At 63.6% G+C, this 26,722-nt stretch carries 23 protein-coding genes and 1 pseudogene; 13 read left to right on the forward strand and 11 right to left on the reverse strand.

What is annotated here, in order from left to right; genetic code table 11:
- The first annotated feature begins 114 nt into the window (after positions 1–114).
- Positions 115–870 carry a succinate dehydrogenase/fumarate reductase iron-sulfur subunit gene (locus JAO73_RS14740; protein WP_190923638.1) on the forward strand — a complete coding sequence of 252 codons (756 nt, stop codon included), beginning with the start codon at positions 115–117 and terminating at the stop codon, positions 868–870.
- Positions 871–928: 58 nt separating this feature from the next.
- Here the strand turns inward: JAO73_RS14740 and JAO73_RS14745 are convergent, their stop codons facing one another.
- Complete coding sequence (locus JAO73_RS14745; protein WP_198977827.1) at positions 929–2,098, reverse strand: MFS transporter; 1,170 nt, start codon at positions 2,096–2,098, stop codon at positions 929–931.
- 181 nt (positions 2,099–2,279) lie between these two features.
- Between JAO73_RS14745 and JAO73_RS14750 the strand changes: the two genes are divergently transcribed.
- Positions 2,280–3,536, forward strand: a complete 1,257-nt coding sequence (locus tag JAO73_RS14750; RefSeq protein ID WP_198977828.1) for an MFS transporter — start codon at positions 2,280–2,282, stop codon at positions 3,534–3,536.
- 111 nt (positions 3,537–3,647) lie between these two features.
- Positions 3,648–4,175 (forward strand): NADPH-dependent FMN reductase, encoded by a 528-nt coding sequence (locus JAO73_RS14755; RefSeq protein WP_198977829.1) that lies wholly within the window; start codon positions 3,648–3,650, stop codon positions 4,173–4,175.
- A gap of 29 nt (positions 4,176–4,204) precedes the next feature.
- Here JAO73_RS14755 and JAO73_RS14760 read toward each other — a convergent pair whose 3' ends face one another.
- Positions 4,205–4,723: a DUF2062 domain-containing protein gene (locus JAO73_RS14760; RefSeq protein ID WP_198977830.1), complete on the reverse strand. Its 519-nt coding sequence runs from the start codon at positions 4,721–4,723 to the stop codon at positions 4,205–4,207.
- Positions 4,724–4,827: 104 nt separating this feature from the next.
- Here JAO73_RS14760 and JAO73_RS14765 point away from each other — a divergent pair, with 104 nt between their 5' ends.
- The 7 genes from JAO73_RS14765 to JAO73_RS14795 all read left to right on the forward strand — a co-directional run bounded on the left by JAO73_RS14765 (position 4,828) and on the right by JAO73_RS14795 (position 13,407).
- On the forward strand, positions 4,828–5,769 hold the full coding sequence (locus JAO73_RS14765) for a YihY/virulence factor BrkB family protein (protein ID WP_198977831.1): 942 nt from the start codon (positions 4,828–4,830) through the stop codon (positions 5,767–5,769).
- A gap of 109 nt (positions 5,770–5,878) precedes the next feature.
- A complete protein-coding gene (locus JAO73_RS14770) occupies positions 5,879–7,330 on the forward strand; it encodes a DEAD/DEAH box helicase (protein ID WP_198977832.1) in 1,452 nt (483 codons plus the stop codon).
- A 141-nt stretch (positions 7,331–7,471) separates the two neighbouring features.
- Positions 7,472–7,798: a low molecular weight protein tyrosine phosphatase family protein gene (locus JAO73_RS14775; RefSeq protein ID WP_198977833.1), complete on the forward strand. Its 327-nt coding sequence runs from the start codon at positions 7,472–7,474 to the stop codon at positions 7,796–7,798.
- Positions 7,799–7,823: 25 nt separating this feature from the next.
- Positions 7,824–9,134 carry a hypothetical protein gene (locus JAO73_RS14780; RefSeq protein WP_198977834.1) on the forward strand — a complete coding sequence of 437 codons (1,311 nt, stop codon included), beginning with the start codon at positions 7,824–7,826 and terminating at the stop codon, positions 9,132–9,134.
- A gap of 40 nt (positions 9,135–9,174) precedes the next feature.
- Positions 9,175–10,452, forward strand: coding sequence for a hypothetical protein (locus JAO73_RS14785; RefSeq protein ID WP_198977835.1), 1,278 nt, complete (start codon positions 9,175–9,177; stop codon positions 10,450–10,452).
- 35 nt (positions 10,453–10,487) lie between these two features.
- Positions 10,488–11,429 (forward strand): M90 family metallopeptidase, encoded by a 942-nt coding sequence (locus tag JAO73_RS14790; RefSeq protein ID WP_198977836.1) that lies wholly within the window; start codon positions 10,488–10,490, stop codon positions 11,427–11,429.
- Between the two features lie 127 nt (positions 11,430–11,556).
- A complete protein-coding gene (locus JAO73_RS14795; RefSeq protein WP_198977837.1) occupies positions 11,557–13,407 on the forward strand; it encodes a M2 family metallopeptidase in 1,851 nt (616 codons plus the stop codon).
- Positions 13,408–13,483: 76 nt separating this feature from the next.
- Here the strand turns inward: JAO73_RS14795 and JAO73_RS14800 are convergent, their stop codons facing one another.
- Positions 13,484–14,479, reverse strand: a complete 996-nt coding sequence (locus tag JAO73_RS14800; protein ID WP_190924657.1) for a fasciclin domain-containing protein — start codon at positions 14,477–14,479, stop codon at positions 13,484–13,486.
- A gap of 200 nt (positions 14,480–14,679) precedes the next feature.
- Here JAO73_RS14800 and JAO73_RS14805 point away from each other — a divergent pair, with 200 nt between their 5' ends.
- Positions 14,680–15,585 (forward strand): hypothetical protein, encoded by a 906-nt coding sequence (locus JAO73_RS14805; RefSeq protein ID WP_198977838.1) that lies wholly within the window; start codon positions 14,680–14,682, stop codon positions 15,583–15,585.
- Positions 15,586–15,657: 72 nt separating this feature from the next.
- On the opposite strand, the gene JAO73_RS14810 is transcribed toward JAO73_RS14805, so the two are convergent.
- The 8 genes and pseudogenes from JAO73_RS14810 to JAO73_RS14840 form a co-directional block, all read right to left on the reverse strand.
- On the reverse strand, positions 15,658–16,380 hold the full coding sequence (locus JAO73_RS14810) for a pirin family protein (RefSeq protein ID WP_198977839.1): 723 nt from the start codon (positions 16,378–16,380) through the stop codon (positions 15,658–15,660).
- Between the two features lie 179 nt (positions 16,381–16,559).
- Entirely contained in the window at positions 16,560–17,381 is an 822-nt protein-coding gene (locus tag JAO73_RS14815; RefSeq protein ID WP_198977840.1) for a LexA family transcriptional regulator, read from the reverse strand.
- Positions 17,382–17,497: 116 nt separating this feature from the next.
- Positions 17,498–18,310: a hypothetical protein gene (locus tag JAO73_RS14820; protein WP_198977841.1), complete on the reverse strand. Its 813-nt coding sequence runs from the start codon at positions 18,308–18,310 to the stop codon at positions 17,498–17,500.
- Between the two features lie 88 nt (positions 18,311–18,398).
- The gene (locus JAO73_RS14825; RefSeq protein ID WP_198977842.1) at positions 18,399–19,322 is read right to left on the reverse strand and encodes a hypothetical protein; all 924 of its coding nucleotides are present in this window, start codon (positions 19,320–19,322) and stop codon (positions 18,399–18,401) included.
- Positions 19,319–19,993 carry a DUF2306 domain-containing protein gene (locus JAO73_RS14830; RefSeq protein WP_198977843.1) on the reverse strand — a complete coding sequence of 225 codons (675 nt, stop codon included), beginning with the start codon at positions 19,991–19,993 and terminating at the stop codon, positions 19,319–19,321. The genes JAO73_RS14825 and JAO73_RS14830 overlap by 4 nt, the downstream gene beginning before the upstream one ends.
- Positions 19,994–20,086: 93 nt before the next feature.
- Complete coding sequence (gene recQ / locus JAO73_RS14835) at positions 20,087–22,324, reverse strand: DNA helicase RecQ (RefSeq protein WP_233169220.1); 2,238 nt, start codon at positions 22,322–22,324, stop codon at positions 20,087–20,089.
- A gap of 141 nt (positions 22,325–22,465) precedes the next feature.
- A pseudogene (locus tag JAO73_RS23505) lies at positions 22,466–22,852 on the reverse strand (endonuclease domain-containing protein); the annotation flags it as partial.
- Between the two features lie 86 nt (positions 22,853–22,938).
- Positions 22,939–24,120 carry a THUMP domain-containing class I SAM-dependent RNA methyltransferase gene (locus tag JAO73_RS14840; protein WP_198977845.1) on the reverse strand — a complete coding sequence of 394 codons (1,182 nt, stop codon included), beginning with the start codon at positions 24,118–24,120 and terminating at the stop codon, positions 22,939–22,941.
- Positions 24,121–24,467: 347 nt separating this feature from the next.
- Between JAO73_RS14840 and JAO73_RS14845 the strand changes: the two genes are divergently transcribed.
- Complete coding sequence (locus tag JAO73_RS14845) at positions 24,468–25,190, forward strand: hypothetical protein (protein ID WP_198977846.1); 723 nt, start codon at positions 24,468–24,470, stop codon at positions 25,188–25,190.
- Positions 25,191–25,318: 128 nt separating this feature from the next.
- Positions 25,319–26,713, forward strand: a complete 1,395-nt coding sequence (locus tag JAO73_RS14850) for a sugar MFS transporter (RefSeq protein WP_198977848.1) — start codon at positions 25,319–25,321, stop codon at positions 26,711–26,713.
- The last annotated feature ends 9 nt before the right edge of the window (positions 26,714–26,722 follow it).

A 26,722-nucleotide genomic window follows, 5' to 3' on the forward strand; every position in this document is an offset into this window, starting at 1 on the left:
AGTTTAGTTACTACCCCCACCGAGCCCCGGCGTGATAAGGTCCTTCGCGGCGCTCAGGATGACAAACGAGATATTCAAAGAAAGATGGCCGGTTCCAACCCCAATGCTAAACCGATGAACCTGACCCTGAACGTGTGGCGGCAACCCAACCGCCAGGCCCAGGGGAAAATGGTGGAGTACCACGTAAAAGACATTTCGCCCGACATGTCCTTCCTGGAGATGCTCGACGTGCTGAACGAGGACTTGCTACACGCCGGCCAGGACCCGGTGGCGTTCGACCACGACTGCCGCGAGGGCATTTGCGGCTCGTGCGACCTGTTCATCAACGGCCGTAGCCACGGACCCGAGAAGGGCACCACCACCTGCCAGCTGCACATGCGCAAGTTCTCGGATGGCGACACCATCACCATCGAGCCCTGGCGCGCCAACGCTTTCCCGGTCAACAAAGACCTGAGCGTGGACCGTTCGGCGTTTGACCGCATCATTCAGGCCGGCGGCTACGTGAGCGTGAACACCGGCGGCGCCCCCGACGGCAACGAGATTCCGATTCCGAAGGAAATTGCCGACCGTGCGTTTGAGGCGGCTACGTGCATCTCGTGCGGCGCCTGCGTGGCGGCCTGCAAGAATGCTTCGGCCATGCTGTTTGTGTCGGCCAAGGTGTCGCAGCTGGCGTTGCTGCCGCAGGGCCAACCGGAGCGCAAGTCCCGCGTCGAAAACATGATTGCCCAGATGGACAAGGAAGGCTTCGGCGCCTGCTCCAACATCGGCTCGTGCGCGGCGGAATGCCCGGTGGGCATTTCGCTCGAAAACATTGCCATTCTGAACCGCGAGTTCCTGGCCGCCAAGGCGACTTCGAACAACCTGGCGTAAAGCTTCGCACCAGACAATAAAAAAGCGCGACGGGCAGCCGTCGCGCTTTTTTTGTACCCTACTTCTTCCCTTCTACCCGCAGATTGGGCACCACCCACACCACCAGCAGGCCCAGCACCGACACCAGGGCGAACGACCACCGCAAACTCGCCGCCTTGGCCACAAAGCCCACCAGCGGCGGCACCATCAGAAAGCCAAAGTAGCTGACCGTCGACACCGACGCAATGGCCGCGCCCGCGCTCAAGGGGTTGGCGCGGCCCACCAGGCTGAACACCAAAGGCACCACGCACGACACGCCCAGCCCACCCAGCACGAAGCCCAGCCCCGCCACCACGGGCGTGGGAAAAGCGGCGGCCAGCAGCAGCCCGGTGCTCATGAGCAGGCCGCTGGCTTGCAGGATTTGCTTGATGCCGAAACGACCCACCAGCCAGTCGCCCAAGAAGCGGCCCGACGTCATGGCCACCATGTAGAGGGTGAAGCCCAGGCCGGAAATGGCTTTGGGCGCGTGGGCTGCTTGGGAGAAATACACGCCGCTCCAATCATAAAACGTGCCTTCGCACGCCATGGAGGCGAAGGTGATGAGGCCGTATTTCAGCACCGTTTTCTCGGGCCAGGTGAAGAAGGACTTCTTTTCGGGAGCCGGCGGCAGGGCCAGCGTTTGGGGAAAGAAGGCAAAGGCCAGCGCCGTAAGGCCCACGGAGACGGCGGCGAAATGCACGGTGGTGCTCACGTCGCGGCTAATGAGCAGTGCCCCCAGCCCCGCCGCCGCAAAGCCCGCCACGCTCCAGATGCCGTGAAACGTGGCGATGATGGAACGGTTGTACAGCGTTTGCACGCCCACCGATTGGGCGTTCACCGACAGGTTGAGCAGGTTGCGCGAGCACCCGAAGCAGAACAGCAGCACCGCCAGCTGCCAGGTATGCGCCGCAAACCCCAGCAGGCCCAACGCCAGGTTGTAGAGCACGGCCCCAACCAGCATTACCTGCCGGCTGCTGAAGCGCTGCAACAGCTGCCCGGTCACGGGCAGCGTGAGCATGAGGCCGGCCGGCAAGGCCAGCAGCACGCCGCCCAGCTCGGCCGCGCTTAGCCCCAGGCGGTGCTGAATGACGGGAATGCGCGAGGCCCAGGTGGCAAACCCAAACCCCGACACGAAGAAAAACAACGCAATGGCCACGCGGGCCCGCGTGGGCGACACCCGCAACGGCGACTCAACCAATACTTCACTCATAATCCAGGGTGGCCGGGAGGCCCTGCGGCACAAAGTAAGGCCACTGCGGCAGCGAGGGACCTGTTTCCTGTGGCTTTGGGCGGGCGTAGTGGCAAAATCAGTTTCGCGCAAAGGCCGTCCTATACGGCCGCTTCATCTTGAAAGTACTGCCGACGGCCAATAATGGCGTTATTTTGTGGCAATGCCGCCCCTCCCCCGCCGAACCTTACCGCTGCTGTACGCCCTGATTCTGGTTGACGTAGTGGTGGGTGCCGCCGTGGGCCCGGTGCTGCCCGATTTTGTGCGCGGCCTGCACCAGCCGCAGCTGTGGCTGAGCGTGGGCACGGGGCTGTTTCTGGGGGTGCAGCTGTTCTCGGCGCCGCTGCTGGGACGGTTGGGCGACGGCTACGGGCGCCGGCCCATCTTCATCCTTTCGGCGGTGGGCACGCTGCTGGCCAATGCCCTGCTGCTGCCCGTGCGCGCGGGCTTGTACTTCGCCAACCGCGTGTCCGACGGCCTCACCAACGGCATGTACGCCACGGCCCGCTCGGCCATCACCGACGCGTCGGCGCCCGAGCGGCTGTTTCGCAACCTGGGCATCGAGGGCGCCATCATTTCGCTGGGCTTTGTGCTCGGGCCCATGGCGGCGGGATTGCTGCTCACGGCCCTGCAGGTGCCCGCCGGCCAGCAGGCCACCTACGTGGTGCGCCTGGCCCTGGCCCTGGCCGCCCTCAACGTGCTGCTGGCTCTCGCCCTGCCCGAAACCCACCAGCAGCGCAACGGCGTGCGCGGCGCCGAGCTGCGCACCGAGCTGGCCCGGAGCATCAACCCGCTCACGCTCTGGGCCCGGCTAAGCGCCAAGAATGCCAGCAACCCCGGCATCCGGCGCATTGTGCTCACGCAGGTGGCCCTCACGCTCAGCACGGGCTACTACTTCTATTTCGTGCCCTTCGCCAGCCTGAGTGCGCTGCGCATGGATGCGCGCGCCATCTCCTACTTCTTCATGTTTTTCGGAGCATTGAGCGTAGGGCTTAATTACGTGTTCTACACCTACTTTGCCGACCGCATCAACCAGCGCCAGGCCATTGTGTGGCTGGCGGCGCTGGGCACGCCGGTGCTGGCCGGCTACGGCCTAGTGGGCACCTCGCGCGTGGCGCTCTACGGCCTGGTCACCCTCGATTGCCTCACGCTTTCGCTCATTCAGGGCCTGCTGGAAGGGCTGCTGGCCCGCCGCACCACCGATACCGACCGCGGCGAGATTTTCGGGCTGAACCAGGCCTTTCAGGGCCTGGCCAGCTTTGGCACCACGCTGGTGTTCGGGGCGCTGTCGGTGCTGGACTTGCGGCTGCCGTGGGCATGGTTTGCGCTGTGCCTGGCCGCAGTGGCCTGGCTGGCGGCACGGCGCCCCCAACCCCCGCCGCCGGCTGACATTGCTGCGGGCAGGCCGTTTCTGCACTGAATCCGGCTTTGGAAGGGCCACGCGGCGCGGACAATTGCCGCCCGTTCGTAACCTCTGGCCGGCCCAACGGGTTAGCACTGCACAATCCCTCGCCAGCCCTGCCATTTCGCTTTGATTACGCTCCTCTCCGGTACCAACCGGCCCAACTCGCGCGCCCGCCGCATTGCCAACTATTACCGCACCGTGCTCGCCGGGCTCGGGTCTGAAAGCCAGATTCTGGATTTGGCCGAGCTGCCGGCCGACTTTCTGGCCACGGCCCTCTACGCCAACGTGGGCACCAACCCCGAATTCAACCGCTTGGCCGCCATGCTCAATGCCAGCGACAAGCTGGTCATTATCACCCCCGAATATAATGCCTCGTTTCCCGGCGCGCTCAAAGCGTTCATTGACGGGCTGGCGTATCCGGGCGGCATTGCAGGCAAAAAAGCAGCCCTGGTGGGCCTGAGCAGCGGCGGGCAGGGCGGCCTGCTGGCCATGGCCCACCTCACCGACGTGCTGATGTACCTCGGCACCTCGGTGCTGCCCCAGCGCGTGCGCCTGCCCTTCATCAACCAAGACCTGAACGCCGAAGACGGCCTCAACCACGACCTGTCGCGGCAGCTGCTGCAGGAGCAGGCCAAGGCCCTGCTAGCATTTTAGTTGTCGGGCTGTCGCAAATTCAGCGGTCATCAAGCACGTTGCCGAGCCAGCACCCGGCCGAATACGGCCCGCAGCACGAAGTAGAGCACCAGCACCAGCGGCACGCAGGCCAGCGCCCAAATGAGCAGCGCGCCCAGCTCGGCCCGCCACAGGAGCTTGCCCACGGCCCCCCAGCCCTCGTGTGCGATGAGCTGGCGCAGGCTGGCCACGGTAAGGTTCGCCACTTTGTCGCCTTGGCCCATGATGATGGCCCCGTTCCGCAGCAGTGGGATGAGTAGCGCCAGTTGAAAAGCACTCATCAGGTGGGCGGCCAGCTGCATGGCGGCCACGTTGAGGCGCAGGCGCAGGGCCACGGCCGCACTCAGCAGCGTGGTGGTGCCCAGGGCCGGAATCAGCCCCAGGGCCACGCCCAGGCCTACGGTAAGAGCCAACTGCTGAGGCGAGAGGCCCGCCTTGAGCAGATCGAGAAGTGGGTCGACCACCCGGCGCCGGAACCACGAGCGCGCGGGCACTGCGTGGGGCTCGGGGTAAGATTCGGGAAGGGGCATAAAGAAAAATAACGGGCGCGTGCACCGGGCCATACGGCAGCCCGTACCTTCGCCGGAAGGCGCTGGCCAAGCGGCGGCGCCCGGAAAGTTGCCTTTTGGGCGTTATGACAAAGTTAGGTTCTCCGGCCGAGCTGCCGGGCCCCTGGTGGCGCGAGCTGCCCATTTTGCTACACCGCGCGGGCCGTGAGCTCGGCGCCAACGACCCGCTGCGGCTGGGGGCGGCCACGGCGTTTTTCACGTCGTTTGCGCTGCCGCCTATCCTCATCATCCTCATTGCGGTGCTGGGCTCGCTCTATTCTACTTCCATGGTGCGGCTGCTGCTGCTGAGCAAGCTCAGCACGGTGCTGGGCGCGTCGGCGGCGGGGCTGGTGTCGCAGATTGTGATGAACGTGGCCGACCCGCAGCGCAGCCGCTGGGTGACGTGGGCGGGTTTTGCGTTCCTGGTGTTTGTGGCCACCACGCTGTTCACCATCATTCAGCACTCGCTCAATCAACTCTGGCAAATTCGCCCCAAGCGCGGCACGGGCAAAGTATCGCAGGCCCTGCGCGAGCGGGCGCGCTCGGCGGGCATTTTGCTGGCCACGGCGGTGCTGTCGCTGCTGGCTTTTGCCTCCGATGCGGCCCTGGGATTGTTTGCCGAGAGCATTCGGGACTTCGATGCCACCTTCGCTTACTACGTGGTGCGGGTGCTGAACGCGCTGGTGGCGTGGCTGATACTGGCGGCGTGGTTCGGGGTCACGTTTCGCACACTTAGTCTGGCAAAAGTGCCCTGGCGGGCCGTTACGCGCGGGGCAGCGCTCACGGCCGTGCTCATCAGCCTGGGCGAAGTGGTGCTGGGCCAGTTGCTGGTGGCCCGCGACCTGGGCCCGGTCTACGGGCCGGCCTCCAGCCTGGTGCTGGTGCTGCTGTTTGTGTTCTATTGTGCCATGATATTCTATTTCGGGGCGGCATTTACCAAAGCTTACGCGCACCGGATTGGGCTGGACATTCGGCCCAAAAAGACGGCCGTGCGCTACCGGCTGGTGAACGTGGAGGACGAACACTAAGAAAAAAGAGTGCCTGCCTGGATAGGCAGTGAGCCCTCCTCATAGGCGGCAACGGGGCAGAACGTGCGGGTTGCTTAACCGGCCTTTTCCGCTGCCGTACCTTTGCCCCGTGCAAACCCCCGATACCTCCGCCGCTGGCGCCGCCCCGCAAGCCGCGCCCTCCCCCAAGCCCGACCTGCAATTCGCCGATTTCGCCCTCTCGCCTGCCCTGCTGGCGGGCGTGGCCGACCTGAATTTCACCCAGCCCACCCCTGTGCAGCAGCTGGTGCTGGCCCCGGCGCTGGAAGGCCAAGACGTGGCCGGGCAGGCGCCCACCGGCTCGGGCAAAACCGCCGCCTACGGTCTGGCCGTGCTGCAGCAGGTCGACCCCACGTCGGCCACCATGCAGGCCCTGGTGCTGGTGCCCGCCCGCGAGCTGGTGCTGCAGGTGCGCGATGCCCTGCAGCGCCTGGGCAAGCACGTGCCCAACCTGCGCGTGGCCGGCTACTACGGCGGCCACGCCATGCGCGAGGAAGTGAAAGGCCTGCAACAAATGCCCCACGTGGTGGTGGCCACCCCCGGCCGCATGCTCGACCACCTGGAGCGTCGCACCATCGTCCCGAACCGCCTAAAAGTATTGGTGCTGGACGAAGCCGACAAGCTGCTGGAACTGGGCTTTCAGGAAGAAATGGCCACCATCATCAGCCGTCTGCCGCAGCGGCGGCAAACGCTGCTGTTCTCGGCCACCATGCCGGATAAGGTGTTGGGCCTGGTGCGCGAGTATCTCACCCGGCCCCGGGTGATGAACGTGGGCGGCTCCAACGCCACCACCCTGCCCGCGAGCCTGGTGCTGCGCGGCCACGTGGTAAGCGCCGCCGACCAGAAACCCGCCGCGCTGTTCCATCTCATTTCGCAGCCCGACGCGGGCCGCTCGCTGGTATTTGCTAACACCCGCGACCGGGTGGAAGAGCTCACCCGCTTCCTGCGTGGTCGGGGCTTGGCCGCCGAAGCCTTGCACGGCAAAATGCTGCAGCCCGAGCGCGACAAGTCCATGATGAAGCTGCGCAACGGCTCGGCCACCGTGCTGGTGGCCACCGACGTGGCCGCCCGCGGCCTCGACGTGAACGACCTCGACACCGTGGTGCAGTTTGACCCGCCGCACGAGACGGATACCTTCCAGCACCGCGCCGGCCGCACGGCCCGCGCCGGCGCCGTGGGCACGGCCCACCTCATAGTGACGCCGCCCGAGCAGCAGAAAATTCAGCAGTGGCCCACCGCCAAAAACGTGCAGTGGGCTGGCTTGCGCCCGCCGGCATTGCCAGCCGCCGCGCCCAAAGCCCCGCGCCCCAGCACTGTTACGCTGCACGTGTCGGCCGGCAAGGGCGAGAAAATCAGCCGGGGCGACCTGGCCGGCGCCTTCGTGAGCGTGGGTGGGCTGGAGCGCGACGCCGTGGGCCGCATCGAGGTGTTCGACCACCACAGCTTTGTGGCCGTGCCCGAGGCCCAGGCGGAAGAAGTGCTGGCCCGCATGCAGGGCGCCAAGGTGAAAGGCAAGAAAGTGAAGGTGGCCCTGATTCGGTAAGTGAATAAAGTAAATAACGCCAACTGTCATCCTGAGCGCAGCGAAGGACCTTCTCACGGCAGCATTTTCAGGCGTGAGAAGGTCCTTCGCTGCGCTCAGGATGACAGTCGATTTCGATTTCAAGCCCCGCCAAACTGTCCCATGCGCCTGCTTTTCATCTGCAGCCAGAACAAGTGGCGCAGCCTCACGGCCGAGCGGCTTTTCGACGACCATTCTCACTACGAAGCCCGCTCGGCCGGCACGGAGCCCGGCGCGCGGGTGCGCGTCACGGCCGGGCACCTGGGCTGGGCCGAAACCGTCTTCGTGATGGAGCGCCGCCACGCCGACCGGCTGCGCGAGAAATTTGCCGAAGAGCTGCGCGGCAAAACCCTCGTGGTGCTGCGCATTCCCGACAAATACCCGTTTGGCGACCCGGCGCTGATTGCGCTGCTGCGCACGAAGCTGGCCACGCATTTGCCGTTACTTTAGGGGCTTCATTCTACCATTTTGCCCCATGCTGCGCCGGCTACTGCCTTTGTTTGCTGCTTTTTTCGGCTTCACTTTTCAGGGCCGCGCCCAGGCCTACGAGCCCGGCCTGCTGGTGCGCGCCACCGGCGACACGCTGCGGGGCGAGCTTGAAAACGGCTTTTGGCTGGAGCCGCCCGCTTTTATTCGGTTTCGGGCCGCGGCCGACGCGCCCAGCCAGCTTTTTCAGCCGCGCCAGCTGCGGGCCGTGGTGTTTGCGCAGGGCCGGTATTTCCGGTACGAGGTGCTGCCCCTCAACCACGCTGCCGAAACCAACCTGACCAAACTGCCGCGCGGCAACTACTTCGACGTGAAGCAGGACTCCCTGCTGGCCGAGGTGCTGGTAGACGGCCCGGCCGGCTTGCAGCGCGTGGTGCAGCCCGGCGCCGTGCATTACTACGTGACCGCGCCCGACCAGCCCGTGCTGGAGCTGAGCGACCGAAAATACCTGCGCATGAACCAGAAAGGCGCGTGGGAAGTGGCCGACGGCAACAACTACCAGAACCTGCTGGCCCTCTACTTTGGCCCCTGCCCGGCGGCCGCGCAGGCGGCCGAGCGGGCCCCCTTCACGGCCGCCGGGCTGGCCGCGGTGGTGCAGGCCTACAACGCCGCGTGCAGCCCGGCCAAGCAGACCGGCCGCAGCTGGCTGGCCACGGCCCGGCCGCGCCGCCGCATGTCGCTGCAGGGCGGCGTGCTGGCCGGCGCGCGCTACAACCGCATTGAAAACATGACGGGTTTCACCGACGGGGCCTGCGTCGACTGCCGGGTGAGGCCTTTTGGCGGCCTGTACGCGGAGCTGTTTCAGCCCAGCCGCACGGCGGCGGTGTATGGCGAGCTGAGCGTGAGCCCCTACAGCAACCAAGTGCTGTACTACAACGGCTATTCGAGCTCCGGGACACAGTACATCGCTGTCGACTATCGGGCGCTGTTGGGCACGGCTCGGCTGGGCCTGCGCTTCTACTTTCCGCTGCCTCGCGAAAAGCAGTTCATGCTGGGCATGGGCTATGAGTTGAACAGTATCATTCAGGCCCGAGTGAACAGCACGGGCGCCGCACTACCCGGCGACTTGGGTGCCAACGACCTATATGCCGTGCCCACCATTTTGCCCAACCTGACGCTGGGCTGGCGCAGCGGGCGCACCACCATCAGCGCCGATGGCCAGAGCTACCGCAATAGCGCCGGCAGCTTCGACCTCTTTTCCAACTTGGTCGGCTCAAACTACGCGTTGCGCCTGGCCCTGGCCTACCGCCTGGGCCGCAACCACGACGCCCCCGCGCCGCTTTCCACTGGGGGCAAGTAGCGTCACAATTTCCATCCCCCGCCCTCCTTTTCTGTCGCGCATGCCCGCACGTCTACTGTTTCTGCTTCTGTTCCTTACGAGCGCCGTCACCCAAAGCATGGCCCAAGCTTATGAGCCCGGCCTGCTGGTGCGCGCCAACGGCGACACGCTGCGCGGCGAAATCGAAAACAGTTTTTGGCTCGACCCGCCCAAGTTCATTCATTTCCGCCCCACTGCCACGGCCGATGCCGTGACGCTACTGCCGCGCCACCTGCGCACCGTGCTGTTTGCCGGGGGCCGGTATTTCCGGTTCGAAGCCCTGCCCATCGACCACGCCGCCGAAACCCGCCTCGACCGCCTGCCCAAAGGCTACCATCCCGACGTGCGCACGGATTCTCTGCTGGCCGAAGTGCTGCTGGAAGGGCCCGCTTCGCTGCTGCGGGTGGTGCGCTACAGCGCCACGCACTACTTCGTGCGGCGCCCCGGCCAGCCCGTGCTCGACCTCAGCGGGCGCAGCTACTTGCGCGCAAGCTCAATGGGTAAGATGGTGGTGGTCGACGCCAATAATTACCAGGCGCAGTTGGAACAGTATTTCGGCGATTGCCCGGCCGCGAGCTCGGCCGCCCGCGCCGCGGCCTTCACGCCCGAGGGGCTGGCCCGCGTGGTGCTGGCCTACAATGAATCCTGCGCGGCTGAACGTGCGCCCACGGCCTCGTGGGTGGCGCAGGCCATCAGCCAAAAGCGGCCCGCGTTTCAGGCCGGCGTGGTGGCCGGGGGCCGCACCCTGAAGCTGGGCGGGTACGGCACGGGCGAGCGGCAAAACAGTCCGTTTGCCGGCGTGTATGGCGAAGTATTTTTGCCCAACCGCTCCATATCGGTATACAGCGACCTGAGCGTGAGCTTGTTCGACGGCAAGGGCCGGACGTTGGCGTACACGAGCGAGCGGACGGTCGTCATCGACAACAAGCCCGTGACGGTGTCCGAACCCGTGTACAGCGCCTTTGCCTACCGCGCGGGGCTGGCCTCGGGCCGGGTGGGCCTGCGGTTTCATTTTCGGTCGCGGCGGCCGCAGCGGCTGTTTGTGGGGTTTGGCGTGGAGGGCAATCGGATTTTTGCGCCCAACGTCCGCATCACCGACGGCCCAGCGGCCACGCCCAATGACGAGGACCTCAGCAAACCCACCGTGCCTTTTATTCCGGAGCTCGGCCTGGGCTGGCGCAACCAGCGCGTGGCCGTGAGCCTTGATGCCCTGGGCGTTGCCGCGATGCGCCTGGGACTAACTTACCGCCTCAGTCGCAATCCAGACGTAGCCAAAGCCACCGCTGTCGCCCGGCCCTAACCCAACCCCAGCGGGCCGGCACCGTACCAGCGGCCATGCCTTATTTGATTTCCCTGGCCGTGCTGGCGGCCGTGCTCTACGCTTTTTACCGCTACGCCACCGCCGACAGCCGACGCCGCACCGAGGCCCTGGCCGAAGAATTTCCGGCCGCTTGGCGCCAGATTCTGGCCGAGCGGGTGGCGTTTTACCTGTCGCTCACGAAGAAGGAAAAAGTGCGGTTTGAGAAGCAGGTGCAGGTTTTTCTGGCCAGCACGCGCATCACGGGCGTGCAAACAGAGGTCGATGACGTCACGCGCCTGCTGGTGGCGGCCTCGGCCCTGATTCCGGTGTTTGGCTTTCCGGAGTGGGAATACGGCAACTTGGGCGAGGTGCTCATTGTGCCCGATGCCTGGAAGCTGGAAAACGACCCCGACAAGGAGGTGAAGCCGCTGCAGGGCACGCTGCTGGGCTCGGTGCAGAACTTCCAAAACCAGCACTACATGCGCCTTTCGAAGGCGTCGTTGGAACAGGGCTTCCGCGACGGGCTGGACCGGCAGAACGTGGGCATTCATGAATTCGCCCACCTGCTCGACGAGGCCGACGGCGTGATTGACGGCCTGCCCAAAGCCGCCCTGCCGCCCGAGCTGCTGCAGCCCTGGGCCGCCGTGATGCAGCGCGAAATTGCCGCCATTCAGGCCGGGAAGTCCGAAATCAACCCCTACGCCGCCACCAACGAGGCCGAGTTTTTTGCCGTGGTCACGGAGTATTTCTTTGAGAAGCCCGAGAAGCTGCAGGAAAACCACCCCGAGCTGTACGAACTGCTGAGCCGGGCCTTCCGCCAAAACCCCAAGAAGCGCTTCCTGCGCTTTGCCACCGACCCGCGCGAATGGCTGAAAACCCTGCGCAACCGCCGCAAATTTGGCCGCAACGACCCGTGCCCGTGCGGCAGCGGCAAGAAATACAAGGAATGCCACTTGGGGCAGGCGCAAACTGCTTGAACGTCATGCTGAGCTGGTCGAAGCATCTCTACCGTGGAGGTAAATCAATTACTCTCGCGGTAGAGATGCTTCGACCAGCTCAGCATGACGCACCTTTTTTCATTGGCAAAATGCATTTCTTTGCCCCATGAAAAAGCAACTGCTTCCCCTCATGGCCGCTGCCACGCTGGCGGCCTGCGCGCCCACCGCGAAAACACCCGTGGCCACCACGCCGGCCGCCCCGATGGCCCCCACCGTGCCGCCCACGGCCCCCGATTACCGCGCCCAGGCGCAGCAATTTCTGGACGGCTACAACGCCGACTACGTGCGCCTCTACACCGCGTCGAGCGAGGCCGAGTGGCGCTCGAACACGCACATCGTGGCCGGCGACACGGCCAACGCCGGCGCCACCACCCGCGCCAACCAGCGCATGGCCGCCTTTACCGGCAGCGCCGACAACATCCGCCAGCTGCGCGAACTGCTGAGCCACAAATCCGCCCTGACCGAGCTGCAGGTGAAGCAGCTGGAAACGGCCCTCTACAACGCCGCCAACAACCCCCAAACCGTGGCCGACGTGGTAAAAAAGCGCATCAGCGCCGAAGCCGCGCAGACCGAAAAGCTCTACGGCTTCGACTACAAATACGCCGGCAAGTCCGTGACGACCAACGACCTTGACGAGCTGCTGCGCAAGGAAACCAACCCGCAGAAGCGCCAGCAGGTGTGGGAAGCCAGCAAGGCCATCGGCCCCACGCTGAAAGACGGCCTGCTGAACCTGCGCGACCTGCGCAACCAGACGGTGCAGGCCCTGGGCTACCCCGACTATTTCACCTACCAGGCCAGCGATTACGGCCTGACTCGGGACGAAATGATGGCGCTGGTGCGCAAAATCAACGACGAGCTGCGCCCGCTCTACCGCGAGCTGCACACCTACGCCCGCTACGAACTGGCCAAGAAATACAAGGTGAAGCAGGTGCCCGACTACCTGCCCGCCCACTGGCTGCCCAACCGCTGGGGCCAGAGCTGGGGTTCGATGGTGGACGTGAAAGGCCTGAACCTGGACGCCGTGCTGGCCCAAAAAGGTGCCGAGTGGCAGGTGAAGCAGGGCGAGCGGTTTTACCAGAGCCTGGGCTTTCCGGCGCTGCCGGCCTCGTTTTACGAGAAAAGCAGCCTCTACCCGCTGCCCAAAGACGCCACCTACAAAAAGAACAACCACGCCTCGGCCTGGCACATCGACCTCAACAACGACCTGCGCAGCCTGATGAGCGTGGAGGCCAACACCGAGTGGTACGAAACCGCCCATCACGAGTTGGGCCACATTTTCTACTACCAGTCCTATTCCAACCCCGACGTGCCGCCGCTGCTGCGCCAGGGCGCCAACCGCGCCTACCACGAGGCCATTGGCAGCATGATGGGCCTGGCCGCCAAGCAGCAACCCTTCCTGGAAGGCCTGGGCCTGGTGAAGCCGGGCACCAAAACCGACCAGACCCAGCAACTGCTCAAGGAAGCGCTGGACTACGTGGTGTTCATCCCCTTCGCCTCGGGCGTGATGAGTGAATGGGAAAACAGCTTCTACGCCGACAAGCTGCCCGCCGACCAGCTCAACGCCAAGTGGTGGGCCCTGTGCAAGCAGTACCAGGGCATGGTGCCGCCCACCGCGCGCGGCGAAAACCACCTCGACCCGGCCACCAAAACCCACATCAACGACGACCCCGCGCAGTACTACGACTACGCCCTGAGCTACGTCATACTGTTTCAGCTGCACGACCACATTGCCAAGAACATTCTGCACCAGGACCCGCACGCCACCAACTATTACGGCAGCAAGGAAGTAGGCCAGTTCCTGCGCGACATCATGCGCCCGGGCGCCAGCCGCGACTGGCGCGTGGTGCTGAAAGAGAAAACCGGCGAGGACCTCTCGGCCCGCGCCATGGTCGACTACTTCCAGCCGCTGATGGCCTACCTGAAAGCCCAAAACAAAGGCCGGAAATACACCATGTAAGCTGCCATAACGAGCATGAAAAAGGCCGACTCTTACACAGAGTCGGCCTTTTTGCGTTTTTGTATTGTTGCGCCAGCTACGGCAGCAGCACGCGGTCGATGACGTGCACCACGCCGTTGGTGCATTGCACGTCGGGAATCACCATGTTGGCCGGGGTAGCATTGCCGTTGCCTTTGGCCGTGAGCACGCCGTTGGTGAAGGCGCCCAGCGCAATGGGGCCGCCGGCCGCGGCGATGGTGGAATTTTCGGGCAGCTCGGGCGTGAACTTGCCGCCCTGCGTGCCGCCCACCACCACGTGGTTGAGCAGTACCGCCGTGACCGTGGCCACGGGCAGCTTGCGGATGTCGGCGGGCACGTTGAGCGGCACGTTCAGCAAGACCCCCAGGTCCTTAAACGCTTGGTCGGTGGGCGCAAAAACGGTGAGCTTGGCGCTGCCAGGCGTGCCCGTCAGGGCCGACTGCAGGTTGCAGTACACCACGGCTTCAACCAAAAAAGTGAGCTCAGGCTTCACAAACACGCTGCCGCTTTGCAGGGCCAGGGCCGAGTTGAGCACGTCGGCGCCCGTGGCCAGCAGCACTTTGTCGATGGGGTGAATGAGGCCGTTGGCTGCCTGCACGTCTTTGCCGAGAATCTTCGAGCCGTTGACGTACTGGCTGCCGTCGGGGCGCTGAATGATGCGGCGCGTGAGGCCCAGCGCCGAGGCCGACGTGCTGCCCGGCGCGAGGGCGCCGCCCGGCAGCGTGCCGCTGAACACGTGGTAAAACAGCGTGTTGCGCAGGAACGGCTGCTGCAGGGCCGTCAGGTCGGCGGCCGAGTTGAGGCCCAGGCGGGCAAAGGCCGCGTTGGTGGGGGCAAACACGGTGAAGTTACCCGATGGGTCGGCTTCGTTTTTGTTGCCGAGCAGCACGGCCACGTCGCCGCGGATGGCGGCGTCTTCCAGCGTCTGGAAGTCGGGGTTGGTGACGGCAATGTTTGTTATGGTTGGCGCCACTTCGCTGTTCTTGGCGCAGCCACCCAATGCCAAAAGTGCCAGAAGCAGCACGCCGGCTTTAGAAGGGAAATAATTTTTCATCGGGTAAATCGTAAGGTTCATCGGGCAAATAGAGTTGTTGGCCATACCAGGCTGAATACAAACGCATTTCGCGGGCCGTCGGATTGCGCTAAGGTAAATCCGAAGCCCTGAATCAGCCCGTAAATTGCGCCATTGATGCTTTGCAGCAATTACCCAATCACTCGCTCGCGCCCTCTTACTTCTTAAGCATTCTTGATATTATGCAAAAATATGTTACCCTGGCCGTTGCCTCGCTCCTGCTGGCAGCTTCCGTTCCAGCCGCTCGCGCCCAAAGCTTGGTGAGCGGCTTTATGGCCGGTAAGCACCACGGCTCGGTGGTGGTGTCGGGCACCACCGAAAGCTACACCAGTGCCTACCTGGCCCCAGAAAAAATTGAGGGCGTGCCCATCTTCCAGGAAGTGCGCGTCAACTCCGTGAACCTCTACGGCACCTACGGCCTCTCCGACAAGGTAGACGTGGTGCTCAGCCTGCCCTATATCCAGTCGAAGGGCAAAGCGCCGGGCACCGTGATTAACGACCTGAACGCGCTGTATTCCACCCAAGGCTACACCAACGTGCGCCAAGGCTTTCAGGACGTGACGGCGCTGTTCAAGTTCAAAACCTACAGCCGCGAGCTGGGCAGCAGCATCCTGGACCTGCTCGGGGTGGTCAGCTTCAGCACGCCCCTGAGCAACTACCAGAGCAACACCGGCTACGGCTACATCATCGCCATCGGCAACCGCGCCACCAAGTACACGGCCGCCGGCGTAGCGCACCTCAAAACGGCGTCGGGCGTGTTTGCCACCGGCCAAATTGGCTACAGCCTGCGCACCGGCCCGGTACCCCACGCCCTCATCGGCGAAGCCAAAATCGGCTACGCCGGCCCCAAAACCTACGTAGAAGGCTTCGCCTCCTTCCAGGAATCGAACGGTGGCACCGACATTTCAGAAACCGGCTTCAACGGATTTTTTCCGTCTACGCGTGTCAACTACGTGCGCCTCGGGGCCAGCGCCTACCGCCCCATTGCCAACGGCTTCGGCCTCACGCTAGGCGCCAGCACCTACGTGGCCGGCCGCAACATCGGCAAGTCGACCGGCTTCTCGGCGGGCGTCACGTATAATTTCTAGCCGTTTGGCACCGAACAAAAAAAGCCGGCCCCTGGAGGCCGGCTTTTTTTTGTTCGGTGACGCGTTGGAAAGCTAGTAGTTCGACTCGCTCGAAGGCAGGTCAATCAGGATGAACTGGGCGTCCTTGCTGGCGCGCACATGCACCACGTCGTCGTTGGTCATGCGGGCCTGGTCGTTGGGGCCGAGCTCGGTGCCGTTCACGAAAATCACGCCTTCTTTCACGTAAATGAAAGTGAGGCGAATGGGAAACGTCTTGAACTCGATTTCCTTGCCGCAGTCCAGGTTGGCCCAGTACACGGTGCTGTTGGAGTTCATGTACACCACGTCTTCCAGCACTTTCTGGCCGGTCACGAGGGGCACCAGTTCGTTCTTGTTGCCGCTGATGAAGCCAATGTCCTTCTGCTCGTAGCTGGGCGCCAGGCCTTTCTGGCCGGGAATGAACCACAACTGGTAGAGGTGCAGGGGCTTGTCCTGGCGGTTGAATTCGGAATGGGCCAGCCCGGTGCCGGCGGTCATGCGTTGCACTTCGCCGGCTTTGATGGTGGTTTTGTTGCCCATCGTGTCCTGGTGCTGGATTTCGCCTTCGAGCACCAGCGTCACGATTTCCATCTCTGAGTGCGGGTGCTGCGGAAAGCCCGACTGCGGCGCTACGCTGTCGTCGTTGAACACCCGGAGCGGGCCAAAATGCATATTGTCGCGGTCGAAGTAATCGGCGAACGAAAACAGAAAATAGCTGCTGAGCCAAGCGGCGGGGGCGGCGTGGTGGCGGTCGGCAGCGGAAATGTATTTGAGCATAGAGGGTGGCGCGTAAGGGTGGGCGTGCCCCGCATACGGGCCAGTTGCCTCAGAAGTTAGGCCCAGCAAACGGCAAAGCCCCGCCGCGAGCGCGGCAGGGCTTTGTGAGGACAAGAAAACGGTCGAGCAAAATGCTTCCGCTACGCGCGGCATGACGGTTTACGCTTGCGTTCTACTGGCTACGCCCTTTTCAGCAGCGCCACCTGCTGCTGCAGGTCGAGCACGAGGCTGGCCACGCGCTCCAGCGACAGCTCAGCAATCGGGAAGGTGCTGCTGATGTAGCTCTTGGCTTCCCAGATTTCGAGCACGTCGTCCACGTTCAGGTCGTAGGGCGAGAAGTTGGGGTTGTCGGAGTGCAGCACAAACATGGCCCCGGAGCGTAGCTTGTTGAAAAGGCGCTTGAACACGATGCCTTCGCGCTTGCTCACCACGATGCACGGCGTGCCGTCCTTGATGGTGCTCCAGTCTTCCACGTAGCGGCCCACGATGACCGTGCCGCTGGCAATGGGCAGCATGGAGTCGCCCGCAATTTCAAAGGCCCGGTACGTGCCCGTGTTCGAGAGCATGGGCAGGCGGAACTTGGGCAGCACCTCCAGGTACTCGGGGTCGGCGTAGCCGTTGAGGTAGCCGGCGGCGGCCTTTTGGGGCACCCACTCGATGTTTTCGTTCTGGTCCTTGTCCACGGTCAGGGCCAGGATGCGGAGCTTGCCGCCGGCCGGCGTGGTGGGCGGGTCGGTGTCGTCTTCGGCGCCGCCGGCTTCGGGGGCCGGCACCGAGCCAATAATCTTGGCGTTCTTCTTCTTGCTAAAGTCGGTGGTCACGAGCTGGTCGAGCGTGATGCCGAACAAGCGGGCCATGTTGACGAGCGTAGCGAGGCGGGGCTCGGCGCGGCCTTCTTCGTAAGCGCCCACCAAGGAGCGTTTGATGCCGAGCTTGTCGGCCATCTGGGCCTGCGTGAGGGCGAGCTCGCGCCGGCAAAACTTGAGGTTGGTATTAATCATCGGGAGGGGCAGCGGCCGGGAATGGCGTTGGTTTCAACGCGAATTCGGCTGGTGAAGTTAGCAACGCAAGTGCGAAGTTACTAATTCACTTAGCTAATAATTTTCTGCCCACCACTTTAGCGTCGAGCCAGTTGTCGCTCGGCCCACCATTCGTCGTTTTTCCAGAAGTCGTTCCAGCCCACGCGGGCGTATTTGGGGTTGACGAACGCGTTGCGCTCGCCGATGTCGAAACGCGCAAGCACCTGCCGCGTCACGGCCGTGCCCTGCTTCCAGAGGGCGGGCACGGCGGTTTCGGCCGCAGCATCTTCGCGCCATTCGCCGTCGAAAAGCAAGCCGCCGTTGCGGGTGGCGGGGTCGTGGGTATAGATGGCCAGCTCGGGCCGGTGGCCGGGCGGCAGCTTGAAGTCCAGGGCTACGCGCCCGCTGAACTGCCCGCCGAGGCCGGCGCTGCTGCTGGCCCGCAGGGCAAAGCTGCCCGTGGCGCAGTAGATGGGCGCCTGGGTTTTGTCGTTCTCGTAATAGCCGGCTTGCTCGGCGGTGAGGCGCTGCACCTGCTGCAGCTCGATGCTGCCGCGGAAGGGCGTCACGTCGCCGTAGCAACGAAACTTGCCGGCCACCCGGTAGCGGCCGGGGCTTTTGGCGTCGGGCTGCACGGTGGTAAACACAAATTCCAGCCGCCGCCCGTCGTAGCCAAAGCAGCCGTTGAGCACGTCCTCGGTGCCGCTCTGGGGCTGGTGCTGCCACAGCTTGCCCAGGTTGGCGCGGGCCAGCAGGGCTTGGCGGGCGGCATTGGAGAGGATGGCGCCGGGGGCGGCCAGGGCGGCGGGCGCGGGCGCCGCGTGAGGGAGGGCAAGGCCAGCGGGCGGGCTCAGGGGCCGCGCCGCGCCGAGCAGCAGCACGGGGGCCGCCAGCAACAGGTGAAAACGCATAATACCGCGAAAAACAGTGAGTGAAGGCCGGCAACGGGGCTAGCTGGCGCTTCCGCAGTTCCTAACGGTGTATGGCTATGCTTTAGTATTACAGGCTGAGCGAGGGCTTGGGCGAGGCGGCCCACCATTCGTCGTTTTCCCAAACCTCGTTCCAGCCCAGCTTAGCGTATTTGGGGTTGACTTCGCCACCCCGGTCGCCGATGCCGAAATCTTTGTACACCTCCGGGGCCGCAGCAAACACGTCAGCGGCTACCACAAACGTCTTTACTTCCCGGGTCGTCAGGTTGCGCCGCGCGCCGTGCACGAGCATTTCGCTACCGTTGGCAGGCACGCCTTTATGCACAAACGGGGCCGTGACGTAGTCCAGCCGACCACGGCTGGCAACGTGAAAATTGAGCACGGCTTCTCCGCGAAATACGCCGCTATTTGGGGCCGCTGCTTCCTGAATTGCCAGTTCGGCGCGCAAGGTGTAGGGATGCGACAGCTGCCGGGCGCGCTCATATTGCGCCTCGGCCGAATCGTTGGCGGCCGCTTCCGTCAGGGTCGAGTCTTGCTGCTGGGGCGTGAATTCATCGTAATCCCAGGGCGCATCCAAATCAGCAACCTGCCGCACCGTGAGTGTGCCCTCGAACGGCCGGATATTTTTCCGGTAGCGGCATTTGCCCCGCACGTGGTACACCTCGGGGTGCCGGGCATCGCGCTGCACACTGGTAAAAGCCAGCGCAAACCGGTAATGGTCGGGGCCGAAGAAACCCTGCAGCGTTGGGTTCTCCCGGCGATATTGGGTATCGCCCTGCCACAGCTTCGACAAATCGATTTCGCGCAGCAGCTGCCGCATGGGTCCTGTGAGCGTATCGGCAGCGGCGAATAGCGACGGCAACGCTTTTTCGCCGTCTTTGGCCACTGGAACGGGCGCGCTGGCATCTACTGCAACGTTGACGGCAACCGGTTTCTGCTGCTGGCAGGCAACCAGCAGCCCAGCTAGTAAAAACGGGTAGTACGTTTGCTTCATGCCGCCAATTTACTGCGAAGCTCCGGCATAAACTCCCGCAGGAAATACCGCCCCAGCCCTGTTTCCAGTAGAATTTCCATCCCTATCAAATTGCCCACCCACGACAGCCACGTCACCGTCAGATACGTCTCAATGGGCTTGGTTTCGAACACGTAGTACATCACGTAGCTCTCGCCGCGCAGGGCCAGGGCGGCCAGTGTCACGGCGAAGCTGCGCAGCATCCACTCCACGTGCAGGCTCCACTGGCGCTGGCGGGCCGCTTGGTAGGCCCGCCAGGTGCAGCCCCACCACACCAGGCACTGCAGCGTGAAGCCCACCTGGGCCGCCAGCCCGCCGTTGGCAAAGCGGGCCAGAATGAGGCCCGACGGCGCCGCCAGGGCCAGAATACCGATGACGTAGCCCTTGCCCATCTGCCGGTGCAGCCCCGGCCCGCGCCGCGCCAGCACCGGCAGAAACTGCAGCAACCCCAGCACCAGCACCACCAAGCTGGTGGTGATGTGCACGTAGAACCCCAGTCGGAAAAACGGGTTATCGTTGGTTTCGTCGCTTTTGGTGGTGAGGAAGTTAATGCCCTTTTCAAAGGTGTAGTAGGGCAGCGTTTTGGTGAGCATCAGGCCCGCGAAGGCGGCGATGAAAGCGGCGGCAAGAAAGAGGACGATTTTTCGGAGCATAAAAGCAGCGCGTTCGGGCGATAGCCGGCAAATAAACTGAAGCGGCCCGCCGTGGGTACCGGCGGGCCTGCTTGCAACATTGGCTTATCGGAATTATTGCCCGCGCAGGCGCTTGTGGTACAGCGCGGCCATGCGCAGCTGGAAGTAGTCGTACTTCTCGCGCAGGTGGTCGAACAGGTCGCGCAGCGATGCCTCGTTGCCGAGCTGGGCGCGGGCCGTGAGGATTTCGGCCAGCTCCGAGTCGCTCACGAAGTCGTGGATGCGCAGCTCGCGGCCCTTGGCGTAGGCCGTGTAGAGGTGCGTTTTCACGGTGCTCAGGGCCAGGCCGCGGCGCTCGGAAATGTCCTCCGGCGTGAGGCCCATGTGGTGAAACTGCACGGTGGCATCTTCGGAGTCGCCCGCCGACTTTTCGGTTTTCTCGGCCTTGGCCAGGCGCGGGCGCGGCTCGTTGAACATGCTGTCCGAATCGGACGGCACGTACTGCCCGCCGCCGTCCTCCAGAATCAGCTTGATGAAGGCTTCGCCGTAGGTCTCGAACTTCTTCATGCCCACGCCCGAAATGCCCAGCATGCCCACGCGGTTGACGGGCCGTTCGGCGGCCATTTCCTGCAGCGTGGCGTCCGAAAACACCACGTAGGGCGGCACGCCCTGCTCGTCGGCAATGGCTTTGCGGAGCCGGCGCAGCTTCTCAAACAGCTGCGCCTCGGGCGTGCCGACGGTAGCCGTAGAAGCAGCGTTGGCGGCTTTCTTGCTGGCGCGGGTGGGCTTTTCGGCCTTCTCGGCGGGCTGGAACTTCTTGAGCGGCAGCGCGAGCTGGCCCTTCAGCACCTGGTGGCCGCGCTCCGTGATTTTCAGGGCATAGCCTTCCTCGTAGGCGATGTAGAACAGCCCGTCGTTCAGCATCTGGTGGATGTAGCTGTACCAGTCGAGGTAGGGCAAATCGGAGCCGGCGCCGTAGGTTTTAATCTGGTCGTAGCCGCCCTGCAGCACGGCCTGGTTGCGCATGCCGCGCAAGATGTCAATCAGCAGGTTGATGGCCACCCGCTCGCGGCTGCGGAACACGGCCGAAAGGGCTTTCTGGGCAATGAGGGTGCCGTCGAACGTGGTGGGCGGGTTGCGGCAGATGTCGCAGTTGCCGCAGTCTTCGCCCAGGGTTTCGGAGAAGTAGTTGAGCAGGATTTTGCGGCGGCAGCTGGCGGCCTCGGCAAACTGCTGCATGCGCTCCAGCTTGGCGGTGTTGAGCTGGGCCTGGCGCGCGGGCACGTCCTTGGTCACCATCTCGCGCATCTGCATCACGTCGGCGAAACTGTAGAACAGGATGGCGGTGCTGGGCGCGCCGTCGCGGCCGGCGCGGCCGATTTCCTGGTAGTAGCCCTCGATGTTTTTGGGCAGGTTGTAGTGCATCACCCAGCGCACGTTGCTCTTGTCGATGCCCATGCCGAAGGCGATGGTGGCCACGATGACCTGCAAATCGTCCTGCAAAAAAGCTTCCTGCACCTTGCCGCGCTGCAGGGGCGTCATGCCGGCGTGGTAGTGGCCGGCCTTCACGCCTTTGGCGATGAGCTTCTGGGCCACGGTTTCGCAGGTTTTGCGCGAAAGGCAGTAGATGATGCCCGGGTCCTGCGGGTGGCGCGCGATGTAGTCGAGCACCGAGCCCATGCGGTCCTGGCCCGGCCGCACGAGCAGGTTGATGTTGGGCCGGTCGAAGCTGGAGAGGAACACCCGGGGCTCGTGCAGGTTGAGTTGGGTGATGATGTCGCGCTTGGTGAGGCGGTCGGCCGTGGCCGTGAGGGCGATGATGGGCGTGTGGGGGAAGTGCGTCCGCAGCGCGCCGAGTTGGGTGTACTCGGGCCGAAAATCGTGGCCCCAGCTCGAAATGCAGTGCGCCTCGTCGATGGCAAACAGGCTGATGTTGACCCGGTTCAGAAACTGCAAGAAGCCGTCGCTCAGCAGCTTTTCCGGCGACACGTACAGCAGCTTCAGGTGCCCGCTCACGGCCGCCCGCGCAATGTCGTTGGACTCCGACTGCCCCACGCTGCTGTTGATGTAGGCCGCCGCGATGCCGTTGGCTTTTAGGGCTTCCACCTGGTCTTTCATCAACGCAATGAGCGGCGACACCACCACGCAGGTGCCCTCCGACACCACGGCCGGAATCTGGAAGCAGACCGACTTGCCGCCGCCGGTGGGCATGAGCACCACGGTGTCTTTGCCCCCCAGAATGTTCTGGATGATGTCGGCCTGCATGGGCCGGAAATTGTCGTAGCCGTAATACCGTTTCAGGGCCTGGCGGGCGGCTTGCATGATGGGCGGGGCAGTGGCTAGTTCGGGCATGTTGTGACGGGTAACCTCACCCCCAGGCCCCCTCTCCAAAAAAGAGGGGGAGCCAGACGGGTGTTCTGGGGATTTTTCTTTTAGGGCTTGGGCGATTTCCGTGAGGACTTTGTCCAAGCTGGTTAGCACTTGCTGGTTGGTGAAACGCAGTTCGCGGTAGCCTAATTCCGTTAGCGTGAAGGTACGGCCCGCGTCGTATTCGGCTTGCTCGGGCTTAGCGTGAATTTCGCCGTCGAGTTCGATAATCAGCTTGCCCTCAATACAGACAAAATCAACGATAAAAAAGCCGATGGCGTGCTGACGGCGGAACTTTGTGCCCAGCTTCGCGCCGCGTAAACATTGCCAAAGCTTGTGCTCGGCGGGAGTGGACTGCTTGCGGTTTTCGCGGGCGTAGGCTTTCAGGCGCTTTTCCCAGGTGCGCGGGTCGGTGGTATAGATGTGCTCCTGCGGGCCGCTGAGCTTGGGGGCTTCCGTGCAGGTAAGGTAGCACCACCCGGCATCAACCTCACCCCCTGACCCCCTCTCCAAAAAAGAGGGGGCACCGGTTCGTGAAGTCGATTCTTTGTCTAGTCAACAGGAGCAGAGCCGGTGCCCCCTCTTTTTTGGAGAGGGGGTCAGGGGGTGAGGTCCCCCGGCTGCGCCGACCTGGCTTCCCGCCGGCTTCCCCGGTACAGCTCATACTTCAACAGCCGGCAGTCAATCGGCCCATTGAACAGCGGAATGCGCCGCGCCGGCTTCAGCCCGATGCTCTTGGCCGCCTCCAGGTTGCCGGTAAAAACGCAGGCATTGTAGCCCTGAAACCCTGTTTTCAGCGTGTCGCCGATGGTCTTGTACAAAGCGGCCATCTGGGCCTCCTCCCCTATTCGCTCGCCATATGGCGGGTTGGTGAGCACGATGCCGGGCGCTTCCTTGGCGGGCGCGGCGGCCTCGCGCACGTCACGCACCGAGAGGCGCACGCAGTCCTCCAGCCCGGCGGCGGTGATGTTGGCGGCGGCCATGTCGATGACTTTGGGGTCGAGGTCGGAGCCGGCGAGGTAGGCTTGCGGCTCTTCGAGGCGTTGGGCTTTGGCTTCTTCGCGCACCTGCTCCCAGAGTTTTGGGTCGAAGTCGTACCAGTTTTCAAAGCCGAACTTGCCTTGGTGAAACAGGCCGGGCGCGATGCGCTGGCACATCAGGCCCGCCTCGGTGAGGATGGTGGCCGAGCCGCACAGGGGGTCGATGAGCGGCTGCTTGCCATCCCAGCCCGAGAGCAGCACCAGGCCGGCGGCCAGCACCTCGTTCAGCGGGGCCTCGTTGGTGTGCTGGCGGTAGCCGCGGCGGTGCAGCGAGTCGCCGGCCGCGTCGAGGCTGAGGATGACTTCGTTCTCCGTCATGCGCAGGTGCAGGCGGATGTCGGGGTTGCGGGTGTCGATGCTGGGCCGCTCGCCGGTGCGGGCCCGAAACTGGTCCACGATGGCGTCCTTGGTGAGCTGAGCCACGAACAGCGAGTGCTCGAACGTGGAGCGGTTCACGACGGGCGTGATGGCGAAGGTTTGGCCGGGGCCGATGAAGTCCTGCCAGTCGATGCGACTTACTTCGCGGTACAGCGCTTTTTCATCGGCGGCGTAAAAGGCGGCGAAGGGCCGCAGCAGGCGCATGGAAAGGCGGCTCCAGAGGGCCACTTCGTAGAGCAGGCGGTGGTCGCCGATGAACTCGACGGCGCGGGAGCCCACGTGCGTGATGTCGGCGCCAAGGTCGTAGAGCTCGTCGGCGAGCAGTTCTTCCAGGCCGAACTGGGTGGTGGCGGTGAGGTGCATAGGTAGCGCGGACTTTGTAGTCCGCGGCCACAAAGGTCGGGAATAGCGCGCGGGGAAAGTCCTTCAACCAGCCCACGCGGCATTGAGCTTCCTTTTTTCTCTACCTACGCGTCCGGGCAATCGTGAATGTTCTTCCGGCGAAAGCATTCATCGCCCTTGTTGTAACTCACACTTCTGTCCCTTTGCGTTGATTTGCTATCCTGGCAACCGTCAAGCTGATTCAACTATTCCGCTGCAGCCTGTAGCTTTAGCAACACACCAACCAACCTGAACACAGCCTGATAGGGCAAGCGTTTAATTACTACCTTAAAATGCGCCGCAGAATCCCCCTGTTTGCCATACTGCTAGTGGCTCTCACGTTCGCCGGCTGCGGCAATTCCCCAACTTCAAATCCAACTGCTGAAATTGTCGTCCAGCGGCAAGCAGGCGCTGGCAGCACCAAGGCCGCGTCGTTAGTGAGCCCTCCAAAATCCGGCACCGCGCCCCGTATAAACCCAGACAGTGTTGAGCTCACGGCGTTGGTGAGAAACGTCTACGAATGGCACGTAACCAAATACCCAAACTACGGATTCCCGCTACAGGTCAACACCCCATCCGATAGCCTACTCACAGGCATCGACTGGGCCGCCTACAATAAAAATCATGCAGCTTTTAAAAAGACCGGCTTTTTCTCCAATGAATTCCTGGCCAGGCACCGGGCAATTGCCCTGACGATTGATTCATCGGTCAGACAAGCAAGTGCTGAATGGCGAAACGCAAACGACGGCATTCCATTGTGGTATTCCGATGCTGATGATTGGTGTAACTGTCAGGACAACCCCGACAATTACTGGCAGCGGCTTACCCTCAGGAATTTGCAGTTTGGTGCTGACACGGCCACGTTCAACTGGACCTGGGATGAAAAAGACGGCATAGCCCCTCCTTTCAGCTATGCGATGAAAGCGAAAAAAGTGAACGGTGCCTGGAAAATAAGTTACATGGAGGGGTTCCGGAATTACGGCACCGTTGCCGATTACAACCAGAGAATGAAGCAGCCGACAGTAGTGCAACTGCCGGCAGTTGCTCGCTAGCAGCAGTCATTCAGCCGTTATTGCTTATCCGTGGGTTGGATTTGCCAAGTCGGCCCGCTCGCTTTATCACGTAATCCTTCCTTAAAGCCGGCCCTATGTGGCCGGCTTTTTTGTACCTTCCGCCGCGTATGGCTATTCCAGTTTCTTCAGCGGCTACCACTGCCGCACCCGCTCGCTCCTACGCCGGCCCCATGGTGCTGATGACCACGCTGTTCTTCCTGTTCGGCGCCGTCACCAACTTCAACGACGTGCTCATGCCCTACCTCAAGGACGTGTGCCAGCTCACCGATTTGCAGTCCTCGGCCGTGCAGTCGGCCTTTTTCGGGGCCTACTTTCTGATGTCGCTGCCGGCCGGTTGGGTGCTGCGGAAGCTGGGCTACCAGCGCGGCATTGTGGTGGGCCTGCTGGTGATGGCCGTGGGCGCGCTGCTCTTCATTCCGGCCGCCAACTCGCGGGCATTTGCGCTGTTTCTCACGGCGCTGGCGACGCTGGGCGCGGGCATCACGCTGCTGCAAGTAGCGGCCAATCCTTACGTGAGCATCCTGGGTCCGGCGCGCGGCGCGGCGGCGCGGGTGAGCGTGGTGGGCGTGGCCAACAACTTCGGGGGCAGCCTCTCGCCGCTGGTGGGCGGCCTGGTGCTATTTGGCGGCTCGGTGGCCCTGAAAGCCCGGCTGGCGGCCCTGCCGCTGAGCGAGCGCCTGGCGGAGGAATCGCAGCTTGTGAAAGGGCCTTACATCGGCCTGGCCGTGTTTTTGGTGCTGCTGGCGGCCATGTTTTTCTTCCTCGTGAAGTTGCCCGACATCGAAGGCATTCCCGAAGAAGCGGCCGAAGAGGCCCGGCCCATGGCACCGGGACGCACGTCGGCGCTGGCGTTCCCGCATTTGGTGCTGGGCGTGGTGGCCATTTTCGTGTACGTGGGCGTGGAAGTAGGCTTGGGCTCCTTCCTCATTCGCTACGGCGAGTCGCAGGGCATTCAGCAGCTTTCCAGCTTCACCCAAAGCCTGGTGCGCGGCCTCAACGTGGCCACCAACTACGTGGGCGTCCTCTTCGGCCAGGACCCCGCCCCCATCGACACCGCCGCCGGCTTCACCAAGGCCGTGGGCGCGGTGCTGGTGTCCTCGTATTGGTTTGGCTCGCTGATTGGGCGCGTGGTGGGCATCCCGCTGCTGCTCAAGTTTCACAACCGCGCCCTGCTGGTGGCGGTGTGCGCGGCGGGCGTGGCCCTGGTGGGCGCGAGCATTCTGAGCACCGGCGAAACGGCCCTGTGGCTCATCGTGCTCTGCGGGCTGATGAACTCCATCATGTGGCCCGTCATCTTCCCGCTGGCCATCACCGGGCTGGGGCCGTTCACCAAACAAGGCTCGTCGTACCTGATTATGGCCATTGTGGGCGGGGCGCTCATTCCGCCGCTCATGGGCTGGCTGGCCACGCACGGCGGCGGGCTGCGGGTGGCGTTTGTGGTGCCGGCGCTGTGCTACCTGTACCTGCTGTTTTATGCGCTGAGCGGCTACCGGGTACGGTAATTCCCCGTT

This window comes from Hymenobacter miniatus (assembly GCF_016427455.1).
In the GTDB taxonomy this organism is placed as follows: domain Bacteria; phylum Bacteroidota; class Bacteroidia; order Cytophagales; family Hymenobacteraceae; genus Hymenobacter; species Hymenobacter armeniacus.

Excerpts from the sequence above, each read along its gene's own strand:
- JAO73_RS14820 (WP_198977841.1), bottom strand. The coding sequence starts at position 18,310 with ATGCGTTTTCACCTGTTGCTGGCGGCCCCCGTGCTGCTGCTCGGCGCG.
- JAO73_RS14760 (WP_198977830.1), bottom strand. The coding sequence starts at position 4,723 with ATGCCCCTTCCCGAATCTTACCCCGAGCCCCACGCAGTGCCCGCGCGC.
- JAO73_RS14780 (WP_198977834.1), top strand. The coding sequence starts at position 7,824 with ATGCTGCGCCGGCTACTGCCTTTGTTTGCTGCTTTTTTCGGCTTCACT.
- JAO73_RS14785 (WP_198977835.1), top strand. The coding sequence starts at position 9,175 with ATGCCCGCACGTCTACTGTTTCTGCTTCTGTTCCTTACGAGCGCCGTC.
- JAO73_RS14830 (WP_198977843.1), bottom strand. The coding sequence starts at position 19,993 with ATGCTCCGAAAAATCGTCCTCTTTCTTGCCGCCGCTTTCATCGCCGCC.
- JAO73_RS14790 (WP_198977836.1), top strand. The coding sequence starts at position 10,488 with ATGCCTTATTTGATTTCCCTGGCCGTGCTGGCGGCCGTGCTCTACGCT.
- JAO73_RS14750 (WP_198977828.1), top strand. The coding sequence starts at position 2,280 with ATGCCGCCCCTCCCCCGCCGAACCTTACCGCTGCTGTACGCCCTGATT.
- recQ (WP_233169220.1), bottom strand. The coding sequence starts at position 22,324 with ATGCCCGAACTAGCCACTGCCCCGCCCATCATGCAAGCCGCCCGCCAG.
- JAO73_RS14825 (WP_198977842.1), bottom strand. The coding sequence starts at position 19,322 with ATGAAGCAAACGTACTACCCGTTTTTACTAGCTGGGCTGCTGGTTGCC.
- JAO73_RS14800 (WP_190924657.1), bottom strand. The coding sequence starts at position 14,479 with ATGAAAAATTATTTCCCTTCTAAAGCCGGCGTGCTGCTTCTGGCACTT.
- JAO73_RS14810 (WP_198977839.1), bottom strand. The coding sequence starts at position 16,380 with ATGCTCAAATACATTTCCGCTGCCGACCGCCACCACGCCGCCCCCGCC.
- JAO73_RS14840 (WP_198977845.1), bottom strand. The coding sequence starts at position 24,120 with ATGCACCTCACCGCCACCACCCAGTTCGGCCTGGAAGAACTGCTCGCC.
- JAO73_RS14795 (WP_198977837.1), top strand. The coding sequence starts at position 11,557 with ATGAAAAAGCAACTGCTTCCCCTCATGGCCGCTGCCACGCTGGCGGCC.
- JAO73_RS14775 (WP_198977833.1), top strand. The coding sequence starts at position 7,472 with ATGCGCCTGCTTTTCATCTGCAGCCAGAACAAGTGGCGCAGCCTCACG.
- JAO73_RS14745 (WP_198977827.1), bottom strand. The coding sequence starts at position 2,098 with ATGAGTGAAGTATTGGTTGAGTCGCCGTTGCGGGTGTCGCCCACGCGG.
- JAO73_RS14740 (WP_190923638.1), top strand. The coding sequence starts at position 115 with ATGAACCTGACCCTGAACGTGTGGCGGCAACCCAACCGCCAGGCCCAG.
- JAO73_RS14765 (WP_198977831.1), top strand. The coding sequence starts at position 4,828 with ATGACAAAGTTAGGTTCTCCGGCCGAGCTGCCGGGCCCCTGGTGGCGC.
- JAO73_RS14850 (WP_198977848.1), top strand. The coding sequence starts at position 25,319 with ATGGCTATTCCAGTTTCTTCAGCGGCTACCACTGCCGCACCCGCTCGC.
- JAO73_RS14815 (WP_198977840.1), bottom strand. The coding sequence starts at position 17,381 with ATGATTAATACCAACCTCAAGTTTTGCCGGCGCGAGCTCGCCCTCACG.
- JAO73_RS14805 (WP_198977838.1), top strand. The coding sequence starts at position 14,680 with ATGCAAAAATATGTTACCCTGGCCGTTGCCTCGCTCCTGCTGGCAGCT.